The 25,869-nt window shown below is 38.8% G+C and carries 19 protein-coding genes and 1 pseudogene; 12 read left to right on the forward strand and 8 right to left on the reverse strand.

The genetic code is table 11. From position 1 onward, the window contains the following. Positions 1–343: 343 nt before the first annotated feature. Entirely contained in the window at positions 344–538 is a 195-nt protein-coding gene (locus tag MS6x_RS15840; protein WP_482603422.1) for a DUF4177 domain-containing protein, read from the reverse strand. A 12-nt stretch (positions 539–550) separates the two neighbouring features. After that, a complete protein-coding gene (locus tag MS6x_RS15845) occupies positions 551–3,007 on the reverse strand; it encodes a M14 family metallopeptidase (protein ID WP_482603423.1) in 2,457 nt (818 codons plus the stop codon). A 172-nt stretch (positions 3,008–3,179) separates the two neighbouring features. Between MS6x_RS15845 and bshC the strand changes: the two are divergent. From bshC to MS6x_RS15870, 5 genes and pseudogenes are all read left to right on the forward strand, one after another. Next, positions 3,180–4,783: pseudogene (gene bshC / locus MS6x_RS15850) on the forward strand (bacillithiol biosynthesis cysteine-adding enzyme BshC). Between the two features lie 7 nt (positions 4,784–4,790). After that, positions 4,791–5,408 carry an ArnT family glycosyltransferase gene (locus MS6x_RS15855; RefSeq protein ID WP_482603424.1) on the forward strand — a complete coding sequence of 206 codons (618 nt, stop codon included), beginning with the start codon at positions 4,791–4,793 and terminating at the stop codon, positions 5,406–5,408. Then, positions 5,378–5,914, forward strand: a complete 537-nt coding sequence (locus MS6x_RS15860) for a hypothetical protein (protein ID WP_482603425.1) — start codon at positions 5,378–5,380, stop codon at positions 5,912–5,914. The genes MS6x_RS15855 and MS6x_RS15860 overlap by 31 nt, the downstream gene beginning before the upstream one ends. Before the next feature lie 29 nt (positions 5,915–5,943). Continuing rightward, positions 5,944–6,183 carry a hypothetical protein gene (locus MS6x_RS15865; protein WP_482603426.1) on the forward strand — a complete coding sequence of 80 codons (240 nt, stop codon included), beginning with the start codon at positions 5,944–5,946 and terminating at the stop codon, positions 6,181–6,183. A gap of 19 nt (positions 6,184–6,202) precedes the next feature. Further along, positions 6,203–7,573, forward strand: a complete 1,371-nt coding sequence (locus tag MS6x_RS15870; protein WP_482603427.1) for a pyridoxal phosphate-dependent decarboxylase family protein — start codon at positions 6,203–6,205, stop codon at positions 7,571–7,573. Between the two features lie 28 nt (positions 7,574–7,601). Here MS6x_RS15870 and MS6x_RS15875 read toward each other — a convergent pair whose 3' ends face one another. Both MS6x_RS15875 and MS6x_RS15880 read right to left on the reverse strand, forming a co-directional pair. Beyond that, positions 7,602–8,147, reverse strand: coding sequence for a pyridoxamine 5'-phosphate oxidase family protein (locus MS6x_RS15875; RefSeq protein ID WP_482603428.1), 546 nt, complete (start codon positions 8,145–8,147; stop codon positions 7,602–7,604). 267 nt (positions 8,148–8,414) lie between these two features. Continuing rightward, positions 8,415–9,140 carry an SIMPL domain-containing protein gene (locus MS6x_RS15880; protein WP_482603429.1) on the reverse strand — a complete coding sequence of 242 codons (726 nt, stop codon included), beginning with the start codon at positions 9,138–9,140 and terminating at the stop codon, positions 8,415–8,417. Positions 9,141–9,341: 201 nt separating this feature from the next. Between MS6x_RS15880 and guaA the strand changes: the two genes are divergently transcribed. From guaA to MS6x_RS15895, 3 genes are all read left to right on the forward strand, one after another. Continuing rightward, a complete protein-coding gene (gene guaA, locus MS6x_RS15885; protein WP_482603430.1) occupies positions 9,342–10,874 on the forward strand; it encodes a glutamine-hydrolyzing GMP synthase in 1,533 nt (510 codons plus the stop codon). Between the two features lies 1 nt (position 10,875). Then, positions 10,876–13,065 carry a LysM peptidoglycan-binding domain-containing protein gene (locus MS6x_RS15890; RefSeq protein ID WP_482603431.1) on the forward strand — a complete coding sequence of 730 codons (2,190 nt, stop codon included), beginning with the start codon at positions 10,876–10,878 and terminating at the stop codon, positions 13,063–13,065. A 142-nt stretch (positions 13,066–13,207) separates the two neighbouring features. Continuing rightward, positions 13,208–13,744, forward strand: a complete 537-nt coding sequence (locus MS6x_RS15895) for a DUF922 domain-containing protein (RefSeq protein ID WP_482603432.1) — start codon at positions 13,208–13,210, stop codon at positions 13,742–13,744. Positions 13,745–13,813: 69 nt separating this feature from the next. Here MS6x_RS15895 and MS6x_RS15900 read toward each other — a convergent pair whose 3' ends face one another. Continuing rightward, complete coding sequence (locus tag MS6x_RS15900; RefSeq protein ID WP_482603433.1) at positions 13,814–14,035, reverse strand: hypothetical protein; 222 nt, start codon at positions 14,033–14,035, stop codon at positions 13,814–13,816. 185 nt (positions 14,036–14,220) lie between these two features. Then, positions 14,221–15,090, reverse strand: coding sequence for a hydroxypyruvate isomerase family protein (locus tag MS6x_RS15905; protein WP_482603434.1), 870 nt, complete (start codon positions 15,088–15,090; stop codon positions 14,221–14,223). Positions 15,091–15,140: 50 nt separating this feature from the next. On the opposite strand from MS6x_RS15905, the gene MS6x_RS15910 reads away from it, so the two are divergent. The 3 genes from MS6x_RS15910 (at position 15,141) to yidC (ending at position 19,016) form a co-directional block, all read left to right on the forward strand. Beyond that, positions 15,141–15,383, forward strand: a complete 243-nt coding sequence (locus tag MS6x_RS15910) for a DUF3820 family protein (protein WP_482603435.1) — start codon at positions 15,141–15,143, stop codon at positions 15,381–15,383. Between the two features lie 49 nt (positions 15,384–15,432). Continuing rightward, a complete protein-coding gene (locus MS6x_RS15915) occupies positions 15,433–17,049 on the forward strand; it encodes a CTP synthase (protein ID WP_482603436.1) in 1,617 nt (538 codons plus the stop codon). Between the two features lie 110 nt (positions 17,050–17,159). Next, positions 17,160–19,016 (forward strand): membrane protein insertase YidC, encoded by a 1,857-nt coding sequence (yidC, locus tag MS6x_RS15920; RefSeq protein ID WP_482603437.1) that lies wholly within the window; start codon positions 17,160–17,162, stop codon positions 19,014–19,016. 481 nt (positions 19,017–19,497) lie between these two features. On the opposite strand, the gene MS6x_RS15925 is transcribed toward yidC, so the two are convergent. Then, on the reverse strand, positions 19,498–22,011 hold the full coding sequence (locus MS6x_RS15925) for a fasciclin domain-containing protein (protein ID WP_482603438.1): 2,514 nt from the start codon (positions 22,009–22,011) through the stop codon (positions 19,498–19,500). A 328-nt stretch (positions 22,012–22,339) separates the two neighbouring features. After that, positions 22,340–24,259, reverse strand: coding sequence for a fasciclin domain-containing protein (locus MS6x_RS15930; RefSeq protein WP_482603439.1), 1,920 nt, complete (start codon positions 24,257–24,259; stop codon positions 22,340–22,342). A 338-nt stretch (positions 24,260–24,597) separates the two neighbouring features. Between MS6x_RS15930 and mnmA the strand changes: the two genes are divergently transcribed. Then, positions 24,598–25,863, forward strand: coding sequence for a tRNA 2-thiouridine(34) synthase MnmA (mnmA, locus tag MS6x_RS15935; protein WP_482607182.1), 1,266 nt, complete (start codon positions 24,598–24,600; stop codon positions 25,861–25,863). Positions 25,864–25,869: the final 6 nt, after the last annotated feature.

Consider the following 25,869-nt stretch of genomic DNA (forward strand, 5'->3'; position numbering starts at 1 on the left):
TATATTATAACAATTTATATTTTTTTAAAGCTATGAGCAAAGGAGGTCCATGAAAACTCTAATTTAATGCTACATATGTTTAAACCAGTGAAAGTTACTTTTTTTCCAACTTTAAAGGGAGTTATCTTGGTGTCATGGTTTGCTGTATGCCACTTTACATGGGTTGCGCTAAGGATGTTTGCTAACAAGAAAAAAAGGATAGTTGTGTAGTTACCTTCGAACTTAATAGGATTTTTTGGATGTAGTGGGTTACTTATGAGAATCCATCTACTGCAGAATGCTATGGAATTAACGATTACACGATGGGCGTGTGTAAGTAAGTAGCTATAATGACCACAAAATCTTAACGCTCAAAATAGAGGTAAATGTAAACAGCGGCCCCAAAGTTGGTAGCATCTGTCGATGCTAAACGCCATCCGTCTTTGGCATATTCATCTAGTTTTTCCTGTATTTCTACTTTTGACGATTTTGCAATATGCTTGGTGTCGAGCGTAATCTTACTGTAATAAATCAATGTTTCAACCTTGTATTCTTTCATTGGAGCTGTATTTTAGTTCACCATAAATAGTGCATTGGCAAAGAACAGTTTTCCGTTTTCCCAGAACCCTCGAAACAACGGGTTGTCCACCATATAAATCACTTGACCACGACCCATATTCTGTGTTCCAAATACCAAGGTACTATCAATTTGCTTTATGGCTTCGCTACCTGCAAAACCTGAGATGGGCTCATTTTGACCTGCTGCTAAATATACAGCCGAGCCACCATCTAAATAATCATAAGCCCGGTTACCCAGTTTTAACGTAAAGTAGTTATCGTCATAGCCATAGGCCAAAGGATTTGTAGGGTCTACGGTAGTTTTAAAAATAGCACCTGTAATGGCAAATTTTATACGTTCGCGTTCCGAAACATCAAAAGAATTTAAATTTACGGTTGTGTCCTTTTCGGTTTGCTTTTTCTTTATTTTAAAACTTTTATCCGTTGCCAATGCATCAATAGAACCGCCCATGGAAATCAATTTGCCACCAGCACGTACCCAATCCGTAATTTTATCCATTAAATTTTCCTTCAGGAAACTACCGTAACCATAGCCATCCGGGAGGATTAAAACGTCATAGCTAGAAAGATTTGCCCGGTTAAAATAGCTTTCGTCCAATACTGAAATGGGATATTCTAATTGCTGCTCAAAAAAGTGCCATATTTCACCAAATCTAAGCGTGGAGGTAGGGTCACCGGCCAAAACCGCAATTTTAGCATTCGGAATCATATCTACATAGCTTGAACCAAAATCCTTCCCGCTGTCAACAAATCCGGTAGTAGCAACATTCAAATCAATTTCAGGATGATCTGTTAGAATCGATTTCATAGTGCCTACAAAATCGCTATGGTTTTTGTTATCCGCTAACGTGATGATTAAACTTCCACGTAGGTAGGAGTTCCCATCGACAGAAAAAGGTTTATGTGCCGTGCGTACCCTAATTTTGTTTTTCAGCAAGGCAGCTAAAAATTTAGCGTCAGTTATGCTATTCCAATCGTTCACATAAGCGTAGTTTGTAGCATTAATTTTGTTAACTGCGGACAATGTTGCCACCATTTTTTTATTTTGGCTTATGCTACCTTCCGAGGCCAGGGCATCCAAACCATAAGCATAAGGCAAGGACCACGCAGTGATATCATACGTTACGGAATCACTCAATTTTGCTTTCGGTTCAAAAAGAACCTTGACCAAAGTTCCTTTAGATTGGTCGGTGGATATCACCATGCTATTTTCAGAGACTTTTATACTTCCGGTTTTACCTGTATTATAGTCAAACCCTTTTGCAGCCGTATTGGTTCCAAAGCCATACTCGATTTGGTGCTGATCAAGTAAGCGTGCTAAGGTATTTAATTTATCCTGGTTACCATTTAAAACATAGCTTCTATACTTAAAGTCTTTGTTGTCATAGAATTTCTTGAATTCATCGTTTAATTTTTGTGCATTGTTGTTGGCTACCTCTACAGTTGAAAGACCCGTCGTATAATGGTGTGCGATACGGTCTTTTAGCGTAAGGGTGTCGCCAATGCTTGTAATGATTCCCAATCCGGCACGGCCGCTACCACCCTGTTCGTATGTCATCCCTATACCGCCATTGTAAGTAGGGTAGGTATCTCCATAACTTGGATACAAAAGATCAAAAACTTCTTTTGTAAAATAAAACCAACCGTTTGCGTCAAAATACTTGGCGTGGTTCTTACCGATGGTTTTTTGGAAATCGCGTTGAAAATCGGTAATAACTTCATGATATGGTTCTGCCGCTGGCGCAAAATAGTAAGGATTGTTTACACCTTGCTCATGAAAATCTACATGAACATGAGGTAACCATTTGTTAAATTCTTTTAAGCGTTGTTGACTTTCTACCTGCGTTAACCAAGCCCAATCTCTGTTTAGGTCGAACATATAATGGTTGCTCCGACCGCTCCACCACCCCTCATGGTGTTCCTTGGAATTTGGGTCTACATTATTGGGTGAATTTTTATACTGGTTGTACCAATTTACATATCGATCTCGACCATCTGGGTTTATGCAAGGATCTATTATAACAACTGTGTTTTCTAGATAATTGCTTTTTTTGGTAAGTAAATCGTAGATGGTTTGCATAGAAGCCTCCGTGCTCACGCTCTCGTTACCATGTACATTGTAGCTTAACCAAACAATGGCTTTTTCTGGTTGTCCTTCTCCGGTAGTGTTTTTTAAATGTTCTGTACGAATCGTTTCTAATTGTGACATATTGGTTGCGGATGATATGTGGGCCAGTACCAAACGTCTTCGCTCATTGGTAAGTCCGTAATCCTTTAAAACCATTCGATTGGGCTCCTGCTCAGCCAAGTATTCATAATAATCCAGTACCTGATGGTGCCGCGTGAACTGACTGCCTAGTTCATATCCCAAAAATTCTGATGGGGATTTTAGTTGTGCATTGGCTAGTAATGGTAGACTGACCAAAAGTGTAAGTAAAAATCTCTTCATGTTCACAGGTTAAAATCGATAGCTTCAAATCTAATAAATTCTTACTGAATAAGACCCTTGGGATTTCTATTTTTGTTTATCGACCTAAAAACTCGATTTCCATCTAATTAATGTATTTTTAGAATCTGTAATGAAGTGAATTTTTACCAGCACCTTTATTTTTTTTGTGACTATGGATATTGACTGTTTGCCCTTTCAAAAAACTGGCTATTTTTCTAAGCTGATATGTGATTATGTTGCCGAGGAGGTCCAACTAGCACCTTTTTATAATCATTTTCCCAATTTGGCCAATTTTGAGCTGCAGATAGCAGAGAAAAAGAAAAGCTTTCCATTGGAAAATCGTAAGGTCTTACAAACAGCCTTAAAGCATCAATATAAAAACTATGCAATATCCAAGTCAACCGAAAAGCATATTGCAGCCTTATCCGATGAAAATACGTTTACTGTGGTTACAGGGCATCAATTAAACCTGTTCACAGGTCCCTTATACTTTCTTTATAAAATTATTTCTACCATTAATCTTTGTGAGACGCTAAAAAAGCAACATCCTGAGCAGCATTTTGTTCCAATATATTGGATGGCTACGGAAGATCATGATTTTGAGGAAATCAACTATTTTAACTTTAAAGGGAAAAAAGTACAATGGAATAAAAAAGCATCGGGTGCGGTTGGGCATTTGGGCACCGACGGCTTGGAAGAGGTGCTTACTACCTTTTTAAACCTTTTGGGTACGAGCACCAATGCTCAAGAGTTAAAGGAGCTTTTTGAAAGCGCCTATCTAAAGCACGATAATTTAACGAATGCGACCCGATTTTTGGCCAATGAACTTTTTGGTGCCTACGGCTTGGTTATAGTAGATGGTGATGATGCCAATTTAAAACGTTTATTGATTCCCTATACCAAAAAAGATATTCTTGAACAGACTTCACATAAAGCTGTTACTGAGACTATTGATAAATTACAAGGATTGCCAGCCGATTATGGGGTACAGGTAAACCCAAGGGAAATTAATTTTTTTTATTTGGTTGATGGCCTACGCGAACGTATCGTGGAGAGAGAGGGCAGCTATGTTATTAACGATACGGACATCAAATTTTCCAAAGAAGGATTATTGGAAGAATTGGAAGCGCATCCAGAGCGATTTTCACCCAACGTAATCGCCAGGCCACTTTACCAAGAAGTTATATTACCTAATCTGTGTTATATAGGCGGGGGAGGAGAGCTGGCCTATTGGTTAGAGTTAAAATCGTCATTTACGGCGATGCAAGTCCCCTTTCCAATGTTATTGCTTCGTAATTCGGCCTTGATCATCACCCAAAAACAGAAGGAAAAGTTGCAAAAACTATCTATTGCAATAGAAGATATTTTCTTGAAACAAAATACGCTCATCAACAAAAAGATTAGACAAGTTTCCAATATCGATATTGATTTTACACCCCAAAAAAGCTGTTGGAAGAGCAGTTTAAAGGCCTATACGAATTGGCAGAACAAACCGATAAATCATTTTTAGGTGCCGTAAAGGCTCAGGAAGTAAAACAGAAAAAAGGACTGGACCATTTAGAGAAACGCTTGTTAAAGGCTCAGAAAAGAAAATTGGCCGACCACGTATCCCGCCTGGCAGAAATACAAAATGAACTCTTCCCAACTAAATCGTTACAAGAGCGTAATCTTAATTTCTCGGAATTATATTTGGAATATGGGGAATCACTGATACCTATGTTGTTCAAAGCTTTGAATCCGCTCAAACAGGAATTCGTTATTCTTACGGCAGAATAGTATGTTTTTGGGCCCGCTTTTCAAACAGAAAATTGGCCTAGTCTCCATGTTATCCTTTTTGGCCATTACCGGTATTACTTTTTTTAAAAGCGCCTTGGAACTGGAAGATGCAGAACAAGCCTATTATTCGCAATGGCTGCGTTGGGGCTATGACGATCAACCTCCTTTATATGCTTGGCTGCAATATTTGATAAACCAAATTTTTGGAGTGCAAAAGGGTTCTTTTTCCGTACTCAGAGGCGCTATATTTGCAAGTATTTTAGTCTCGTTAGCGCATTTTGGTAAGATAATGCGCTTAAATGAAAAAAAATCCGAACTCGCAGTTTTTACCCTAGTCTTGGTACCGGTATTTATCGATTTTACGTTTAGAAGACTTTCACATACCTCGCTTCTGTGCTTAGTTATTTTATTATCTTTTATAGTAATCCAGCGTTTATTGCAAGACAAGACTTGGATCAATTATGCACTTTTGGGATTCGTTGTCGGTATAGGGGTATTGTCCAAATATAATTATGTACTTTTTTTAGTGGCTTTTGGGTTGGTTCTGTTTTTCGATAATGGGTTAAGGCAGATTTTTTTAACAAAAAGATGCTATTGTCGATTGTTCTCGCGGGTTTGCTTTTAGCTCCTCATGCGTATTGGTTATTGGGACCGGATGGCTATTTTACGGAATTACGTGATAGTATCGCATTAAAAACCGAAAGCAAGACGAGTACTGTGTTTTATGGTAATGGGCCGCTATTTTCACTGTTATTAACCTTCCTAAAGCTGATGGCTCCCCTTTTGGTTGTGGTTGCCATAGCTTACGTCTTAAAACGGGTCAGTTTTAGTAAGCCGAAAACGGATTGGTTCATGAAATTTGGGTTGGTCCAATTGTCAGTTTTACTTTTATTCTTTATCGTTTTTAATGTGCAAAAAGTAGAGGAACGTTGGCTGTTGCCTTTGTTGTTACCCTTTGTGGTACTACTGATTCGTTGGGTTGAATTTAAGTCAATTCATAAATGGTCTTCTGGGCTATTTCAATTATTCTTATTGGTCATCGCAATCCAAGTGGTAAGGACTCCTATAGAGAAGATTTTGGATATTCGGTCTAGCGTACATACGGGTTTGAGCCGCTTTCGGAAGTTTTGAACAATCGTTATACCACCAAAAAATGGATATTGCCCAATGTAACCTATGGTGGAAATGTACGTGTCTTGAATCGGGATTCAGAGGTCTTGTCCAAAGACGATTTTTCGCTACCTGTTTCTAAATGTAAAAATATAGATGGAGTAGAAGTTCTCATCGGAAAGGAAAATCTTATGGGTAGGATTCCATTGGAACGGCTCGTTGATTTTGGTAAAGAAAAGGATACCTTGTTTATTTTGCTTCTATTAGAGGGCGTATTTTTGTATGAATAAATACATTTAAAATTTTAGTATGCACGATATAGATATCGAAATGGTGGAAATGACCTTAGATGTGGTCAAATATGCGATTAATCGTATAACAAAAACCAACCCCGAATTGGGCAAACCCAAGACGGAAGCAGAATTACGGTTGTTGGTAGGCGAAACAGTTACCAGCAATGGAATAGGAGGAGAAAAGGCTTTTGAGCTCTATAGAGATGTTTTGGTTAAGGCCACAGTCCCTATAGATCATCCCAGACATTTGGCTTTTGTGCCTGCCGCGCCTACGAGGGCAGCCATTTTGTTTGATTTGGTGACTTCGGCTTCTAGTATCCACGGGGCGTATTGGATGGAAGGTGCAGGTGGTATTTTCTGTGAGAACGAGGCTATGCAATGGCTGGTGTCTCTAACTGGAATGCCCGCACCGGCATTCGGTGTGTTCACAAGTGGTGGTACTGCGGCGAATCTTTCTGCTTTAGTAGCCGCCCGGGAGAAATGGCGAAAAGACCCTAACAACCAGAATGTAAAAGGGCTAATGGTTACTTCTATTGGAGCACATTCTTCAATTAAGGCCATGGCCAAGGTTATAGACGTAGATGTGCTTTTGGTAGAAACGGAAGACGCGATGTCCGGTAGCGCATTACAAACGGTAATCAATAGTCTGGATTCGTCTAAAAGAGAACGTGTTTTTGCGGTAGTAGCTACAGGAGGCACTACCAATGCGGGAATAATAGATGACCTAATGGGTGTAGCCGAGGTCTGTGAAAGGGAAGGGTTTTGGTTTCATGTAGATGCCGCTTACGGCGGAGGTGCTTTGGCCGCGAAATCGGTTCGGCATTTGTTCAATGGTATTGAACGGGCAGACAGTGTTACCATAGACCCTCATAAATGGCTGTTTTCACCTTATGATTGTGGCGCAGTACTTTATAAAAATCCCGAAGAGGCCAAAGAAGCACATTCACAAGAAGGTTCTTATCTAGAAATATTCAAGGATGAAGGTGCACACGGCTTTAATCCTTCTGATTATCAAATACAATTAACAAGACGTTTGCGCGGTTTACCGCTCTGGTATTCCTTGGCAACACATGGTACGGAAAAATACGCCTGGGCGGTGGAAGAGGGCATAAAGCTAGCTAAAATAGCAGGAAAGCTGATTGAAGCCCATCCATTGTTGGAATTGGTTCGGGAGCCTAGTTTGTCATGTGTTCTCTATCGCAGAAAGGGGTGGACACCGGACGATTATCGCAATTGGACCTATAATAATCACGAAGCAGGTTTTGCATTGGTAACCCCTACCAAATGGAAAACCATGGAGGGTTATGAAACGGTAAGTCGGTTTTGCTTTATAAATCCTGATACCACTGAACAAGATATTTTGGCTATTCTAAATAGTATGGAATAGAATAGAGCAAAGAAAACTGCTTTTAAGTTTAAGGCACTAAAAAATCTCCTTGCCATTTGTCACTGTCTTTGGAGAAGCGTACCCTAATGTGATTCGGGCGCTTTAGTTTGAGGTATTCTATTTTAAAGGGTTCTATTTCTACCATACAAAAATGGTTGTCTTCGTTTAGGTATTGTACTTCATCCGGATTTTTTAAGGTACTTCCTGGAGCACGTTCAGTGATGTAGTCTTTTCTGCTATTTGGTTGTATTCCATGCCAGTAGGTATTTAGTATAGCTTCATCTACAATAACATTGGCTTTTCCTTCAATTTTAAGCTGAAGCATTAATTTAGGATGATAAAATAACAGGCTTACCTTGGGGTTTTCGGTAATATGTATGACTTTTTTTGAACGCCGATCGGTATAAAAAATTAGTTTAAGGTCATCTGTAATTTTGCGAAGAACAACTGTTCTCAAACGCGCCATTGGGTCCAGGCCAACTGTGGCGAGGGTGAAATAGCGAAATGGATGCCCCTTTTTTACAAGGCTTTTCCGTAATTCTGCTTTGGCTTCCTCTAAAAATTGTTCGGTCATTATACTGCTATTTATTTAAAAGTATAAAAAAATAGGATTTAAAGTAGGGTAAAATGAAACTGAGTTGTTTTATACTAAATGCTATGAAAAAGAATTTTGAATTATTTCTAAAATAATTCGTCTTTGGTTGGTTTTTGATTTAGATAAAAAAGCTTGGGGTGGTTCCCAAGCTTTTTGCATTCCTGTTGGTTACGGCAAGAAAATAATGATTCGTTAAACATAAAAAGAAAGGGCTGTTTCCTGTCTTTTTTGTTTTAGTAAAACAACTTATTTTACCTTATAATCCAAGCGCATAGTAATGGAAGCTGTTTTGTTTTTTGACGATGTATTAAAGGAGCCTCCCCATGAATAATCTTCCCCGGAATTTTGGCCCGTGATTTGAAAAACCCCCATTTTCGCCGAAATCAATTCCCCTAAACCACTTCCTGAATTCTGAGCAATACTTTCTGCCCTAAGGCGTGCGTCTTCGGTAGCTTTTGAAATCATTTCAATTTTTAAGTCTGCCAACTTGGTGTAGTAATATCTAGGTTGGTAAGAGTTAAACTGTACTCCTTTATTTAATAATTCCGTTATTTCCCTCGCAATACCTTCGATAACGGCAACATTCTGAGATTCTATTTTTACGGTTTGCGTTAATTGATATCCCCGGAAAATACTCCCGACAAAATTTCCGTTTTCATACTTGTTATCCCGTTGCTCTGTAGTTTGCACACTATTAAAAATGATATTTCCTTCATCGATTCCTTTAGAAACCAAGTATGAACGGACTATATCTTTATCGTTGTTCAATTGCTCAAAAGCTGCTTTAAGATTACCACTATTGGTAGAGAATTGTCCCTCCCATACGATAAGGTCAGACGTAAAGTTTTCATTTCCCAATCCGGTAACGGAAATGATTTGCGGAGGATTTGCTCTATTTACGTATGCATTACCTAAAAAATAGGCGGCAATTACGATTGCCGCTCCGAAAATAATTGCTGTTATGTGTTTCATTTTAACGCTTTAAGTTTGAAACGATAAATATACCTATTTGTTGTTAGCTATAAGGTTTCAAGGTGTAGGTTGTATATGCTTAGGTTAACTAATTGGGAAAACCATACAGCGCAATTGCCCTATTATTTTTTTTGTTAAAAACCTATCACAAATATCTGTGTAGAACACTTCCTCAAATTTGCTATTTTCCTATTTTTGCACATGCAAAATAATGTCCTTATTTTAGATTTCGGTTCGCAGTATACACAACTCATCGCGAGAAGGGTGCGCGAACTCAATATTTTCTGTGAAATAAAACCATACAATAGAGTGCCTGCCGACTTGGACACCTACAAGGCGGTGATTTTATCAGGCTCGCCATTTTCGGTTAGGGCAGAAGATGCACCGCATCCGGATCTTTCTCAGATAAGAGGTGTAAAGCCATTACTGGGTGTTTGTTATGGAGCGCAATATCTAGCCCATTTTAACGGGGGTAATGTAGAGAAGTCGAATACTCGTGAATACGGAAGGGCAAATCTTTCCGCTGTTGATTCCGACCATCCTTTTTTAAGGGGAATTACTATTGGTAGCCAAGTATGGATGAGTCATGCCGATACTATTAAAAAACTTCCGGAAAATACTAGACTACTAGCTAGTACGCACGATGTAGAGAATGCAGCCTTTAAATTTGACGGGGAAGAAACCTATGGTATTCAATTTCATCCAGAGGTATATCACTCCACAGATGGTAAACAGCTGCTGGAAAATTTCTTGGTTCACATAGCAGGCGTTGCCCAAACTTGGACACCAGATGCTTTTGTGGACTCCACCGTGGCTAGTCTCAAAGAAAAAATAGGAGAAGATAAGGTGATATTAGGATTATCTGGCGGTGTAGATTCTACCGTAGCAGCGGTTTTATTGCATAAGGCCATTGGCAAGCACCTGCATTGTATTTTCGTAAACAACGGTCTTTTAAGAAAGAACGAGTTTGAAGATGTCTTAAAGCAATACGAAGGTATGGGCTTAAATGTGAAAGGCGTAGATGCTTCGGCACGTTTTTTGGATGCCTTAGCAGGAGAAAGTGACCCTGAGACTAAACGTAAAATTATTGGACGGGTTTTTATAGAGGTTTTTGATGATGAGTCCCACCTCGTGGAAGATGCCAAATGGTTGGCACAGGGCACCATTTATCCAGACGTTATAGAGTCGGTTTCTGGTACGGGAGGACCCTCGGCTACTATTAAAAGTCATCATAACGTGGGCGGATTGCCAGATTTTATGAAATTGAAAGTCGTAGAACCATTAAAAATGTTGTTCAAGGATGAAGTACGGCGTGTTGGTGCCAGTATGGATGTAGGAGAAGAGCGGTTGGGCCGTCATCCTTTTCCAGGGCCTGGATTGGCAATACGTATTTTAGGGGATATCACAAGAGAAAAAGTAGCTATTTTACAAGAAGTGGATCATATATTTATTCAAGGATTACGAGATTGGGGATTGTATGATAAAGTATGGCAGGCCGGCGCTATGCTTTTGCCTGTAAATAGCGTAGGGGTTATGGGCGATGAACGTACTTATGAAAAATGTGTAGCTTTAAGGGCCGTAGAAAGTACCGACGGAATGACAGCAGATTGGGTGAATTTACCTTATGAGTTTTTACAAAAAACATCAAATGATATCATCAATAAAGTCCCTGGAGTGAATCGTGTCGTATATGATATAAGTTCAAAACCTCCGGCAACCATAGAATGGGAATAAAATGAAAAATAGTTTAAAAACACTTTTAGCAACCTTATTGCTTTGCATTGCGTCAACCACTACAATGTTGGCACAAAAATTTACTACGCATGCCGTTAAACAGGGAGAAACTTTATTTAGCGTGGCAGCCAAGTACGGTGTCTCCACTGAAAGCATTCTCCAATATAACAAAGAAATAAAAGAAGGTGATACGTTAGCGGTAAATACCATCTTGGTGGTACCCGAGGGGAGTGTAAATAGCCCTTCTAACGCTTCGGATGTGCGGGCGTTAATGAAAAATGTGATGCAGGATTCCGTTAAGAAACGGGAACCCATTGGATTCAGTACTCATAAAGTTAGAAAAAGGGAAACACTCTACGGAATCGCCAAGCGATATAATGTTACGGAGGATGAGATTAAGAAATACAACAAACAATTATATGCTTCCCAGCTAGAAAAGAAAATGCAGATTCGTATTCCCAAATACGAGAAGGTGGTTGAAACTGAGAATACCATAGACCCTGATGCCTACGAAAAATATACTGTTAAATCAAAGGAGACTAGGTGGAGCATTGCGCATAAATATGGTATCACCATTGATAGTATGTTGGTGCTTAATCCAACACTTTCCCAAAACACAAATTATTTGGCCGAGGGTTACGAGCTTTTAATGCCTAAAATAGCCGGCAGTACGGTTGCCGAACAACAGACACAATTGTATACGTCCTATACGATTCCGGGTAAAATGAACTTTTATCGGTTAGAGAAGGAATTTGGGGTGAAATCTGATGAAATTGTCCGTTTAAATCCAGAAATAACCGAACAAGGAGGCTTAAAAGAGGGCATGGTGATACGTATTCCGGAGACCGAGGTCATTTCGGGAGAAATAAATACGGATAATTATATCTTTTATGAAGTAAAGCCTAAACAGAACGAGTTTCGGTTGACTCGAAAATTCGGAATGTCTTGGGCAGATTTGGTTAGTTTAAATCCTGATTTAAAAAACGGCTTAAAAGCGGGGATGATTTTAAAACTCCCTAAAGAACAGGTAGGTAATTTTGAAGTTAGGAATGCCCTAATTTTGGACAAGGTAAATCTGTTGGATAGTGTTAACACGGCAATGCGTCCCAAAATCCTATTTTTATTGCCCTTTAGACTGGATAAATTGGACCTTTCCGATAAAGAAAAGGTAGCTTGGACCATAGAGAACAGAAACAGTTTAAAATACAGCTTAGGGTTGTACTCAGGGGCGCTAGTAGCTATAGATTCCTTGGCTTCTTTGGGTGTATCTGTTGATGTAAAAACATTTGATAATCAATTGGACGTTGCTAAAACCAAACAGATTTTGTTGGGGGAACGACTTTCCGATTACAACGCAATATTTGGTCCCTTAGATGAATTATCCATGAAGGAGGTGGCTGTACAGGCGTCTAGTTATAATGTCCCAGTTGTAGCTCCCGTTAGGGCGAAAAGTGACATCAGCCTAAAGAACGTTTTCTTTTCTTATACCGATGATAATTTGCTCAGAAAGCATATGATAGACTATGTAAAGAAGAACTATACGGATGAAAACATAGTCATTATAGCCGATGATAAAAGTAGACTTGCTGAAGAGATGTTGGTTCAAAATTTTCCTAATGCTAAAGTTTTGAAGGTGAGGGAAGAGGAAAAAAATATAGGGATTAATCGAGACATACTTGGCAGTTTACTGAGTGAAACTCAAGAGAATTGGGTGTTTGTAGAATCCGATAATTTTAAGTTGATTTCAAGTGTTGTATCGATTTTAAATGCGTTCAACAATGCGTTATTAGATATCGAAAAGAGTAAAGAGAAGCTTAAGTTGAGGATGTTTACGACAAACTACAATAATGGTTTTGAAAATGATGTTATTTCCAGCACGCATTTATCTAATCTTAATTTCACCTATCCATCCGTGTATCGAGAAGTTTACAACAATTCCTTTGTGACACGGTATCGTAAAAAATTTGGGGAAGAGCCAGATAAATTTGCGATACGCGGATTTGATGTAACTTATGATATCCTATTAAAATTGGCTTATAAGAATAATTTAATGGATACTGCAAAATTCATTGGTACAACCGAGTATAACGGGAATAAGTTCGATTATGACCAAGACGTTACTTCGGGGTACTTTAATCAGGCATCCTACATCATGGCCTATGAGGACATGAGAATAAAACAAGTGGACTAACACTAAGGTTAGAGTTACTTTCAATGTAGTGTTTTTAACGTTATTGGAGCGTGAACTCACATAAACTCTGATGCCGTATCATGTTATGAAAAGTTTAGAGGCATTTAGATGAGAAGACAATTTTTAAAGATATTTCTTATTCTTGGAAACAATAAAATACGTTACGGCTTTATTTATATGTGTTGTGATAGGGTTCATATTAGAACAAGATTATGAAACTATTTCTTGGCGTTCTGATAAACGCCTTGCCTGGGAAGATTTTAAAGGAGCTATACCATCAAATTCAAGAGCCGCTGCAATTACGGCTAGTGGTATTACCTATAGCTTTTCTACTTCTGGCACCCAGGATAGTATACTGGTAGACTTTAAAATAGACACGTTTTTTTATCCAACTAAATCATGGTATAAACCGGAAATATGTAATAACGTTATTTTGGGTCACGAACAATTACACTTCGATATTTCGGAACTATATGCTAGAAAACTAAAGAAACGTTTGGAGCGTGAACGGTATACCTATGGTACAGTTAAGGCAAAGGTCAAATCCATTTATCGTAAAATAAACGAAGAGTTGAACGTATATCAGAATTTATACGATGCAGAAACGAACTTTTCCAGGAATTTGGAGAAACAAGCGGAGTGGAAGTTGAAAATAACAATGGCCTTAAAAGAAGGTTAAATATAGTTGAATAGTCTTACTGTATGCTTGGTATTTATTTATAATGATGCAGAAATTAAGCGTTCTGCTTTATTCTCGTTCATTTATTTCCTTTCTTAACTTTCGTATTTTAAATATGTTGATGAGCAACATTGGTAAAAAGAAAATGGGTAAAAACGTCATAAAATCAATACCATTTTTAAACGTTCCGTAAATACAGACAGCTAACATTACAATAAGCAGCCCTCCTAGGGCCGAAGTTACGGTTACAAGCTTTTTCTCCTCGACTTTTAATGCTGTACTACTTTTCATTTCACTTGGTTTTAGCTTGTTATTTTGCGGTATAAAAAATTTAAAAACGAAATATAGTACAAAATCCAAGCTTGAATTTTAAATCTGAATTGGCAGAATCCGGAACCAAAAGCGCCATCTTAATTAACGAAATGTATCGCAAGAACTCGGAACTACACTCTAATTACTACTATCTGCCAACCAAATTATACATCACAAATAGTAACTCCTTGTTTTAGCGCGTCTATTTTATCTGCCCAAGTGGGGATGAACTCCTGTGCAACATGACCTGTGTAGCCGGTGTCCAAGATAGCTTTCATAATAGCAGGGTAGTATAATTCTTGGGTTTCGTCTATTTCGTTACGGCCTGGGTTGCCACCCGTATGGTAATGTCCTATATAGGGATGAAATTCTCTTATATTCCTAATGATATCACCTTCCATAATCTGCATATGGTAAATATCGTAAAGCAGTTTAAAATTTTCGGAACCAATAGCATCGCAAAGGGCCGCACCCCATGAAGTATGATCGCACATATAGTCTTTATGGTCCACTTTACTATTTAGTAATTCCATTTGTATGACGACCCCATATTTTTCTGCCAAGGGTATAATCTGCTTTAACCCTTTAGCACAGTTCGCCAATCCTGTGGTATCCTCCATACCTCTTCGATTCCCACTAAAACAAATGAGGTTGGTATAACCAGCTTCTGCTACTTTTGGGATCATCTCGGTGTAATTCTTGATTAGCGTGTCATGGTGCTGAGGGTCGTTCCATCCTTCGGTAAGGCTAATTTCCGCTCCCCAACACATAGAGGCATGGATATTATATTTTTTTAACAGCGGCCAATCATCCGGTCCTACCAAATCTACGGCTCTTACATCTAATTCATTTAAGGCTTTAAGAAAATCTTCTAAGGGAATACTGTTGTAGCACCAATAACATGCGCTATGGTTTATATTGTGTTTTAATTTTGTGGCAGCCGAAATTGCCTGTTCTTTGGCATTTAGAGTGCTCGTAGCTAGGAGTCCAACGGAGGCAACCGCCGTGGTGCCTAAAAATTTACGTCTTTGCATTCTATGGTTTTTAAAAGCGATTCTAAATATAATTTTTTTAGATTTAAAAAATGGAATTAAAACCTGATAAACGTGCTTTAATTGAGTTGGCGCATTATAAAATGCCATTTGGGAAGTATAAAGGTTGGTATCTAATAGATTTGCCAGAACCATATTTAGTATGGTTCCGGCGAACAGGATTCCCAACTGGAAAATTGGGTGAAATGCTTCAATCTGTTTTGGAAATAAAGATTAACGAGTTGGAATCTTTGGTCAAACGAATTCAAAAAGATTTTCCTAAGGAAACTGAGTAAGTTCTAATGTCAATTTGTAACTTTGTGTCCCGTAACACAGAAATCAAACATGTCACAAACCAAATACATCTTCGTTACGGGAGGAGTTACTTCATCCCTGGGAAAAGGAATTATTGCGGCCTCGTTGGCTAAACTTTTACAGGCCCGCGGATACCGAACTACGATTCAGAAGTTAGATCCCTACATTAACGTAGATCCTGGGACCCTTAACCCATATGAGCATGGCGAATGTTATGTTACCGATGATGGTGCGGAAACCGATTTGGATTTAGGTCATTATGAGCGTTTTCTAAACGTAAATACGTCACAGGCCAACAATGTAACCACAGGTAGAATTTATCAAAGCGTAATAGATAAAGAAAGACGTGGTGAGTTTCTTGGTAAAACGGTGCAGGTAGTCCCTCACATTACGAACGAAATAAAGGAGCGGGTACAGCTTTTAGGTAATAGCGGTGATTATGATATTGTTATTACCGAAATTGGCGGTACTGTTGGTGATATTGAGTCACTACCCTATATAGAAGCGGTGAGACAAATGTTATGGGAAATGGGCGATAATAATGCTATCGTGATCCACTTAACACTTGTGCCTTACCTTTCTGCGGCAGGTGAATTGAAGACCAAGCCAACACAACACTCTGTAAAGACTTTGATGGAAAGCGGTATAAAGGCCGATATCTTGGTGTGTAGAACAGAGCATGAGATTTCAGATGAAATAAAGGACAAGTTAGCACTGTTTTGTAACGTAAAACGAGAAGCAGTTATTCAAAGTATAGACGCCTCCACAATTTACGATGTGCCAATTTTAATGCAAGACGAGGGCCTAGATACAGTTACCCTTAAAAAATTGAATCTTCCGGATGAAATAGAACCGGATTTAACCCAATGGAAAGAATTTTTAAAACGACATAAAAACCCAAAGGACGAAGTTACCATAGGTCTGGTTGGTAAATATGTAGAATTACAGGATTCCTATAAGTCTATTTTGGAGTCGTTTATCCATGCGGGTGCTAGTAATGAAGTGAAGGTTAAGGTTAAATCGATACATTCGGAATATATAAACGATCAAAATTACCAAGCAAAGCTAGCAGGGCTAGATGGTATCTTGGTAGCGCCAGGTTTTGGAGAACGCGGAATAGAAGGTAAGATACAGGCCGTTAGGCACGCACGCGAGGCTGGAATTCCTTTTTTAGGTATTTGTTTGGGAATGCAAATGGCGGTTATAGAATATGCCAGAAACGTGCTTAATTTAGAGGATGCCAGTTCTACGGAAATGGTGGAGAATAACAACAATCCGGTGATTAATTTAATGGAGGAGCAAAAAACAATAACCAATAAAGGCGGCACCATGCGTTTAGGGGCTTGGGACTGTAAATTGTTGAATGGGAGCCTTGTTCAGAACATATATAACGGAGCAAAAGAAATAAAGGAGCGCCACCGTCACCGATATGAGTTTAACAATAGGTATAAAGAACAATTAGAGAATGCAGGGTTGATTTCCTCAGGTATTAATAGTGAAACTAATTTAGTTGAAATTGTAGAACTAAAAGACCATCCTTGGTTTATAGGCGTTCAATATCACCCGGAATATAAGAGTACGGTTGCTAATCCACACCCGTTGTTCGTTGGATTTGTAAAGGCTGCCTTGGCGCATAAAAAGGCATAAACTAATGCCAGTATGGCATATACTCCGTATTTGGACATATATTTGTATTCGCAACGTTGATTTTGTGTTATAAACCAAAAGATTACCTTATTAACGAGATATTTTTTTAGATGGAAGAAAAGAAAATGGATGTGAATTCTATAATCGGTTTTATACTGATTTTTGGAATACTCATCTTCATGTTTTATCAAAACCGCCCAACACCGGAAGAGATAGCCGAAAAAGAAGCACAGCAGGAACAAGTTGATGCTCAAGAAGCGGCTACCGAGTTAGAAACAGTGGCACCTGTGCAGAATGAAACGCCAGTACTGGACGTGACAGATTCCACCGCGGTGGCCAATTATAAAAGTCAGATCGGGGCATTCGGATATACCGCGCCAACTGATGGAACAACGGTTCTGGAAAATGATGTATTATATTTAAAAATAAGTAATAAGGGTGGTCATGTAGTAGAGGCCAAAATGAAGAATTTTGTTACCTACGACTCTATTCCTGTTTATCTAGTCAAAGATGGTAATTCCTCTTTTGGACTTTCCTTTTCTACGACGGACAACCGTGTTTTAAATACCAAGGATTTATACTTTGAACCTTCCATTACAAGCTCTGGAAACAACCAGGTTCTTTCTTTAAAAGCGAAAACTGCCAACAATCAATACTTGGAATACCGATATGAAATTAAACCAGATGACTATTTGGTAGATTTCACAATCAGGAGCCAAGGCTTGGATAATGTAATTGCTGATGGTAAGCCCGTTACCTTGGATTGGAAGTTGAAAGCCATCCGGCATTCAAAAAGTGTGGAATATGAAAATAGATATACGCGCCTCACCTATAATTACGAAGATGATAAAATAAGTAAGCTATCGGAACGAAGTGATGATGAAGAGTTGGAAGAAGACATTAAATGGTTGTCCTACCGACAGCATTTTTTCAGTACTATTCTAGCCGCGGATGAGCCGTTCAAAACAGGAGAGCTAACATCTAAGAATCTTGTAGAAGAAGAAAGTAGAACGTTTGGGTTTCTAAAGGAATACGAATCCGTTCTTCCTTTAGAAGTTAAAGGCGGGGAGCTTACTAAAAACATGCACTGGTATTTTGGTCCTACGGATATAGAAGTACTTTCAAATTATGAAGATTTAGGTTTGGTTGATTCCATTCCTTTTGGTTGGGGAGTTTTTGGTTGGATAAATAGATATGTGTTCACCCCATTTTATTCCTTTTTAGGGGGAATGTTACCCGCTGGAATTGCAATTATTATCATGACGATTTTGGTACGTTTGGCCATGTCTCCAGTAACTTATAAGTCTTATTTGTCACAGGCCAAAATGAAGGTCTTAAAGCCTGAAATAACCGAGCTTGGCGAAAAGTTTAAGGACAATGCCATGAAAAAACAGCAAGAAACCATGAAGTTGTATGGCAAGGCCGGGGTGAGTCCTATGAGCGGTTGTGTACCTGCATTTCTGCAAATGCCTATTTTTTATGCTTTGTTCATGTTTTTCCCTACCTCTTTTGCCTTACGACAAAAACCATTTTTATGGGCGGACGATTTATCTTCTTTTGATACCATTTACCAGTTTCCAGAAGGAATTTCTATTCCGTTTTATGGAGATCACGTAAGTTTATTTCCTATTTTGGCCTCTATTGCCATATTCTTTTATATGATGATGACCACAGGACAGAACATGCCAACACAGCCAGGTATGCCCAACATGAAATTTATCATGTATTTAATGCCGTTTATGATGTTATTTTTCTTTAATAACTATGCGAGTGGCTTAAGTCTTTATTATTTTGTTTCAAACATGATTACCATTGGTATCATGTTGGTCATCAAGAACTTTATATTGGACAACGATAAGATTCACGCCCAGATACAGGAGAACAAAAAGAAACCTAAAAAGGAGAACAAGTTTCAGAAGAAAATGCGGGAGATGATGGAGCAAGCAGAGGCGCAGAAGAAAAAGTAAACATATAGCTTTTGTGTATCCCCATGTTTGTGATTCGTTTATTGCAGAAAGGTTCCATTCACTAAATTCATCAAGCTAAGAGAAACCGTTTGTCATTGCTTAAAAACATCAGTTTTGAGTAAAAAGCAGTTCTCCCAAACGCATTAGAATAAATTTTGCTATTTAAAAGGTTTTAAACCTCGCTGAATAGTCGTATCTATTTCAAAGAACCCTATCTAAATGTTCAATGGGTTTGCTTTAAGATTAAAAAGAAAAAGCCGCTACAAACTGTAGCGGCTTTTGCCATTGATTAAGGTTTGGTTTGGTAAGATTTGGGGAGGTAAATATGCTTTATATTTCTACTTAAAAAAAATAGAGTTGTAAAGAGGTGGTATTTGTATGCTAACCTGCCTACTTCTGTTGTTTAAAAAAGAACGTATAAAAAAACCTCTCAAGAAATTGAGAGGTTTTTGGATAAAATCATTATATAAATAATTGTAATTTAGTGCAGTAAGTCTACTAGTTCTTGAGGTAATAACACCTTATCCACGATATGCACAATACCATTGCTTGCCATTACGTCAGCTGTTGTAACATTAGCATCTGTACCGGATTTGTCGCGTATTTGTACTCCATGGCCTAAGATGGCAAAAAGAGCTTCATGGTTGTTTTGCGTATTCAGTCGCTGATGGTCTTTTAAATCAGTCGATGCTACCGCTGCGCCAGCTACTACGTGGTAACTGAGAACCCTGGCTAGTAATGCCTTTTCCTCTGCTGTGTCAAAATCTTCCAAGCTATGGAAGCCTAACGCGTTCAAAAGATCAGTAAAGGCTGCATTGGTCGGTGCGAATACGGTAAATGGTCCGTCTCCACTCAATACATCTACCAAACCGGCATCGGCCTGCACCAACGCGGCTACCAATAGACTTAGGTCAGGAACGCTTTGTGCAGTTTCAACGATATTTGGTACAGGTGGGTTTAGAATATCCAATACTTCCTGTGGCAATAATACTTTGTTTATTACGTGAACAACACCATTACTCGCTTCAACATCGGCAAGAACAACAGTTGCGTTATCTTCCGTAGCATCTACGATATGCACTGTACCGTTCTTAATGTTAATCCCAACATTTTCTCCCTGAAATGTTTCAATGTTCTGGCCATTATTTAAATCAGTAGAAAAAGCTGCTGTACCGGCTACCACATGGTAGGTTAGTACTTTCACTAACAAATCTTTTTCAGCTTGCGTATCAAAATCGGCTAGACTGTTAAAATCATCACCCAAGGCATTCAATAATCCCACAAATGCTTCATTGGTAGGAGCAAAGACCGTAAACGGACCTGTACCGCTAAGCGTTTCTACCAATCCTGCATCAGCTTGTCCTAATGCTCCGACCAATAAACTAAGGTCATCGGTTGCAACGGCAATCTCCACAATTGTTTTCAAGCTCATTTGAGCAAGAAGGTCTAATACTTCTTGTGGTAATAATACCTTGTTTATAATATGTACAACACCGTTAGTAGCTTCTACATCTGCCGTAGTTACTGCTGCATTCGTTTCGGTGGCATCCACAATATGTACCGTACCGTCTTTAATATTGATACCTACTTTTTCTCCTTGAAAGGTTTCTATGTTTTGGCCATTGCTCAAATCTGTTGAGAAAGCAGCTGTGCCGGCAACAACGTGGTAGGTCAATACCTTTACCAATAGTGCTTTTTCTGCTTCTGTGTCAAAATCTGAGAGGCTATTGAAATCATCTCCCAATATGGCCAATAAATCTGCGAATGCTTGATTTGTTGGGGCAAAAACTGTAAAAGGACCATTGCCATTCAAGGTTTCTACTAAACCGGCATCAGCTTGAATCAACGCATCTACCAATAGACTTAAATCATCTGTTGCAACTGCGGTATCAACAATACTCTTAAGCGAAAGGCTTGCTACAAAATCGATAGCTGATTGTGGTAATAAAACTTTATCAATGGTATGCGTTACACCATTAGAAGCCATAATGTCAGTAGCTGTGATATTTGCATCGGTTCCAGAAGCGTCTCCAATAACAAAAGTATCGCCCGAAGCTATTACTTCTATACTATTATCAGCAAGTGCTGTGCCTACTTCACCTGGTGCTAAATCTGCAGCTAGAACCTTGGCTGCTAGAACGTGGTATAACAATATGTCCTTTAATAAAGCCATTTCTGCTTCTGTATCAAAATCATCTAAGCCGTTATAATCATCACCTAAAATATCTAACAAAGCAACAAAAGCATCATCTGTGGGAGCAAAAACTGTGAAAGGACCTTCAGAAGATAAAGTCTCCGCTAATCCCGCCTTAATTACGGCTGCTTCTAAAATAGACAATGCATCGGTAGCAACTACAAGATCTACAAGGGTTCCCATTTCATTAGTCATTTCTCCATTGTTCAAAGCATCAATGATTGCTTGTGGTAATAATACTTTGTCAATAACGTGTACAACGCCGTTACTTGCCTCTATATCGGCAATAACAACCTTAGCGGCCTGAACTTCGGCTGCTTGCTTATCTTTAATGAAAACGCCGCCTTCCAGGCTAACCGTTACGTCTTCCCCTTGAACCGTGGGAATCATTTGATCTGCACTTAAGTCGGTAGATTTGGCTGCAACACCGCTTACTACGTGATATTTTAAAATAGTGGCCAGGATGTCCCTTTCTTCCTCGGTATCAAAATCTTCTAAAGAATCAAAACCTTCAAGAGATTCCAATAATGCTGTAAAGGCGGCATTGGTAGGGGCAAAAACGGTAAACGGTCCGTCTCCACTTAAAGTTCCGATAAGATCTGTTCCTTCATTGTTATCTGCACTTGTCAATGCCGCTACAAGGGAGGCAAGGGCGTCATCGCCAGCCGCTGTTTCTACAATGTTCTTTTCTGCTACTGTTCTTGCGGTAAGGTCATCATTTTCGTCATTGTCACAGGACCATGCAACGAAAACGATCGCCAAAAGCGCAAGTAAACTTTTAATGGATACTACTTTTTTCATAATGTGTGTTTTTAGGTAAATTGTTTAACTTATTAATGATAAAATAAAACTTAATTAATAAAATTGTTGCTTAGGTATTATTCAACGTTTTATGATTTTGTGGAGTCATCTTCCTTATGTTGTTGATTATTTCTAAACTTTATTTAGCAATTGTATTATTTTGTTTATTCATATTAAGAAGATGTGCTAAATCTAAAAGGGTTGCTTTTGTTTATTTAAATTTTAGAAAAGTTTAACAAAACAAACACAATAACAGTTGATTTTGAAAAATTGATAGAAAAAAAGCCGCTCCTTAGAGCGGCTTTTAAATTTATCCCAATTCAATCTTTTAATTGTTATTGGTAGTGTCTGGTATCATTACTTTGTTTAATACATGGATTACTCCGTTTCCTGCTTGTACATCTACAGCGATAATACCTATATCCATAGCTCCGGAACCATCTGTTACATCTGCGATGTTAGGGTCTGTTCCCGGGAGTGTTATAACAATGTTATCACCTTCTAAGGTCAGAGCGGTAGTATCGCCATCAGCCGTTAAATCACCGGAACGAACATTACCGTTTGCAACATGGTGCTGTAATACACTCGTTAATAAAGCTTCATCTATATCAGCTACTTCGTTCCATTCCATATTGCTATCCAATAAGGCTTGGAAAGCTGCATCGGTTGGAGCAAATACGGTAAACGGACCTGTACCTGTAAGTGTGGCTACGAAATCTGTATTTGGAGTTCCTGTAGTCAATGCTGTTACTAATGGAGCAAAAGTTGGGTCAGCAACGGCAAATGTAACCACTGTAGGAATATCGATAACTTCGCTTATCGCATGTACTACACCATTAGTAGCTACGATATCGAAGTTTCCTTCAACGACTCCACCTGAGCCATTAAATGTAACACCGTCATCCGTATTTATGTATAAACTTAACTTATCACCGTCAGTATTTTCAGCTGCTGTGTTAATGTAGGAGTTTGTTAAATCTGCAGAAAAAGCAGAAGCACCTACTACTACATGGTTAGATAATACATTAGCTATCTCATTTCCATTAGGATTTTCAAAAGCCTCGAAAGCACTATTGATCGGAGCGAAAACAGTAAAGGTTTCATCAGCAGTGGATAATAAATCTGTAAACGTTGTGTTTCCATTAGCTGTTAAAGCACCGACCAAAGATGTCAACGCGCTATTGGCAACAGCATGGTCAACTATGTTTGGTAATCCAATTACGGCATCCACTACATGAACAACACCGTTCGTGGCTTTTATATTCGCTAAGTCTAAATTCACATTTGAGACGCCATTTAAACGTACCCCATCTGTTAAGTCAACAAACATGCTTAAGTTTCTACCACCTACACCAGCAGTTGACGATGTAGGAACATATCCTGTACTCAAGTCTGTTGAGAAATTAGCGCCGGCAACTACATGGTTCAACAATACTTGCGTCAAAACGTCTGTCGGTACAGCAGCTACATCTGCAAAATTATTAGCCTCTAAAAATGCTTCGAAAGCTTCATTCGTTGGTGCAAATACGGTAAAAGGTCCATCACCGGCTAAAACTGTTGGTAAATCACCGTCGGCAGCTTCCAAGGCGGCTACCAAATTACTTAACGATGGCGTCGCAATGGCTAAATCTGTGATAGAGCTTAATAAAACTCCCTCTAAAGCGTTAATTGCCGCTTGAGGTAATAATACTCTATCGATGACATGAACAATACCATTCGTGGCCTGAACGTTGGCAGTTACTACATTGGAGGCCTTACCTTCTGCGTCTATGAATGCAGCTCCACCTTCCAAACTTACGGTCAAATTTTCTCCTTGTACCGTAGTTATGGTCATACCTTCGGTTAAGTCCGTGGAAGCTACTGCTGCGCCGGAAGCTACATGATATGTTAGTATCGTTGCCAATAAATCCTGTAGTTGCTCACTGTTAAAATCCTCTAAGGAATCAAAACCGTCTAAACGGTCCAAAAGATTGGCAAAAGCCTCGTTTGATGGTGCTAAAACGGTGAAAGTCCCTGCTTCATTTCCTAAAGTATTAATAAGTTCATTGTTGGTACTTTCATCAGCTTTCGCTAGTGCTGCCACTAAGCTAGTTAATCCGTTATTGTTCTGGGCTGTTTCTACAATATTGGCTGGCTCTGCTGGCATTATCATTGGGCCATCGTTGTCATCATCATTATCGCATGAAACTGCAAACACGAGTGCAAATGCCAATAATGTAGGTTTAAAGATTTTTACTAGATTTCTCATTGTTATTGGGTTTTAATGTTAAATTGTTTAATAATTATTGTAAAAGTATAAACACTTTTCATCAATGTGTTTAAAGGTTTTGTTAAAGTTTATTTCGTTTTTTCTTTTCATTTAATCCTTATTATAACTAGTTTAAGGCGTACAGTTCCCATGAAAATGCTATACACAAGAGTAGATGGGTTTTTATTCAAAAGGTTGCTTTTGTTGGTTTATATTTTACAAAAGTTTAACAAAAAAAAATTTTTTAAGTTCTTTTCTGATTACTTGAGCAATTAGAATTGGGATCCGTAACGGTGGTTAAGTTTCTAATAGGGTTAATAGTTCTTGTTATAGCTTGAATATCCAAGCTTCGGCATTTTAGGTCATTAACCGGTTCGTGTAATTTCGTATTTTTGTACCGACAAAAGAGGTATATGAAAAAAGTGGTAATAGGATTGTCCGGCGGTGTAGATTCAAGTGTAGCTGCTTATTTATTAAAAGAACAAGGCTACGATGTAATTGGACTCTTTATGAAGAATTGGCATGATGATTCCGTTACAATTTCGGAGGAGTGCCCTTGGTTAGAAGACAGTAACGATGCCCTTATTGTATCAGAAAAGCTAGGTATTCCGTTCCAAACAGTTGATTTAAGTTCTGAGTATAAGGAACGCATTGTTGATTATATGTTTAGGGAATACAAAATGGGACGAACCCCAAATCCTGACGTGTTGTGTAATCGTGAAATCAAATTTGATGTCTTTATGAAAATCGCACTACAACTAGGGGCGGATTTTGTAGCAACAGGACACTACTGTAGAAAAGGTATTTTAGCTGATAACGATGGAAACAAAACATATCAGCTGTTGGCTGGGAAAGATTCCAATAAAGATCAGTCCTATTTTCTGTGTCAGTTATCCCAAGAGCAATTGGCAAAGACCTTATTTCCTATTGGGGAATTAACAAAACCTGAAGTACGCTCCATAGCTGCTAAGATGGATTTGGTTACCGCGGATAAAAAAGACTCTCAAGGACTCTGTTTTATAGGTAAGGTGCGTCTACCAGAATTTTTACAACAACAATTAAAACCTAAAATTGGTAAAATAGTTCAAGTGCCACCTACAATCCCAGTTTACGGGCGGAAACTCCCAAGCTTTGCCAATAAGGTTCAAGAGTTAGCATTCCGGGCAGAAAAAGCCGAATATCAGATAACCGATGGTGTAATTGTGGGGGAGCACCAAGGAGCACATTATTTTACTAAAGGGCAGCGGAAGGGTCTTAACGTTGGAGGTACCAAGGAGCCTTTGTTCGTAATAGATACCGATGTTCAAGACAACATTATTTACACTGGGGAAGGCAAAGCACACCCTGGTTTATATAGACACACGTTGTTTGTGAAAGAGGAGGAGTTACACTGGGTGAGACCAGATTTGAGTTTGGATTGTGATGAAGAGCTTCATGTGTTGGCACGGATACGATACCGACAAGAATTGCAAAAAGCTACCTTATATAAAGTAGAGGGAGGAATGTATGTTGATTTTGAAGTGGCGCAATCCGCTATTCAAGAGGGTCAGTTCGTAGCTTGGTATTTGGCCGATGAGTTGATAGGCTCCGGGGTTATTTCTTAATTGCGA

The sequence above is a fragment of the Maribacter sp. MS6 genome (assembly GCF_056839185.1).

What these genes read in the sequence shown, in the direction of transcription:
- MS6x_RS15840 (WP_482603422.1), bottom strand. Translation starts at nt 538, where the DNA reads ATGAAAGAATACAAGGTTGAAACATTGATTTATTACAGTAAGATTACG.
- MS6x_RS15845 (WP_482603423.1), bottom strand. Translation starts at nt 3,007, where the DNA reads ATGAAGAGATTTTTACTTACACTTTTGGTCAGTCTACCATTACTAGCC.
- MS6x_RS15870 (WP_482603427.1), top strand. Translation starts at nt 6,203, where the DNA reads ATGCACGATATAGATATCGAAATGGTGGAAATGACCTTAGATGTGGTC.
- MS6x_RS15875 (WP_482603428.1), bottom strand. Translation starts at nt 8,147, where the DNA reads ATGACCGAACAATTTTTAGAGGAAGCCAAAGCAGAATTACGGAAAAGC.
- MS6x_RS15880 (WP_482603429.1), bottom strand. Translation starts at nt 9,140, where the DNA reads ATGAAACACATAACAGCAATTATTTTCGGAGCGGCAATCGTAATTGCC.
- guaA (WP_482603430.1), top strand. Translation starts at nt 9,342, where the DNA reads ATGCAAAATAATGTCCTTATTTTAGATTTCGGTTCGCAGTATACACAA.
- MS6x_RS15890 (WP_482603431.1), top strand. Translation starts at nt 10,876, where the DNA reads ATGAAAAATAGTTTAAAAACACTTTTAGCAACCTTATTGCTTTGCATT.
- MS6x_RS15900 (WP_482603433.1), bottom strand. Translation starts at nt 14,035, where the DNA reads ATGAAAAGTAGTACAGCATTAAAAGTCGAGGAGAAAAAGCTTGTAACC.
- MS6x_RS15905 (WP_482603434.1), bottom strand. Translation starts at nt 15,090, where the DNA reads ATGCAAAGACGTAAATTTTTAGGCACCACGGCGGTTGCCTCCGTTGGA.
- MS6x_RS15910 (WP_482603435.1), top strand. Translation starts at nt 15,141, where the DNA reads ATGGAATTAAAACCTGATAAACGTGCTTTAATTGAGTTGGCGCATTAT.
- MS6x_RS15915 (WP_482603436.1), top strand. Translation starts at nt 15,433, where the DNA reads ATGTCACAAACCAAATACATCTTCGTTACGGGAGGAGTTACTTCATCC.
- yidC (WP_482603437.1), top strand. Translation starts at nt 17,160, where the DNA reads ATGGAAGAAAAGAAAATGGATGTGAATTCTATAATCGGTTTTATACTG.
- MS6x_RS15925 (WP_482603438.1), bottom strand. Translation starts at nt 22,011, where the DNA reads ATGAAAAAAGTAGTATCCATTAAAAGTTTACTTGCGCTTTTGGCGATC.
- MS6x_RS15930 (WP_482603439.1), bottom strand. Translation starts at nt 24,259, where the DNA reads ATGAGAAATCTAGTAAAAATCTTTAAACCTACATTATTGGCATTTGCA.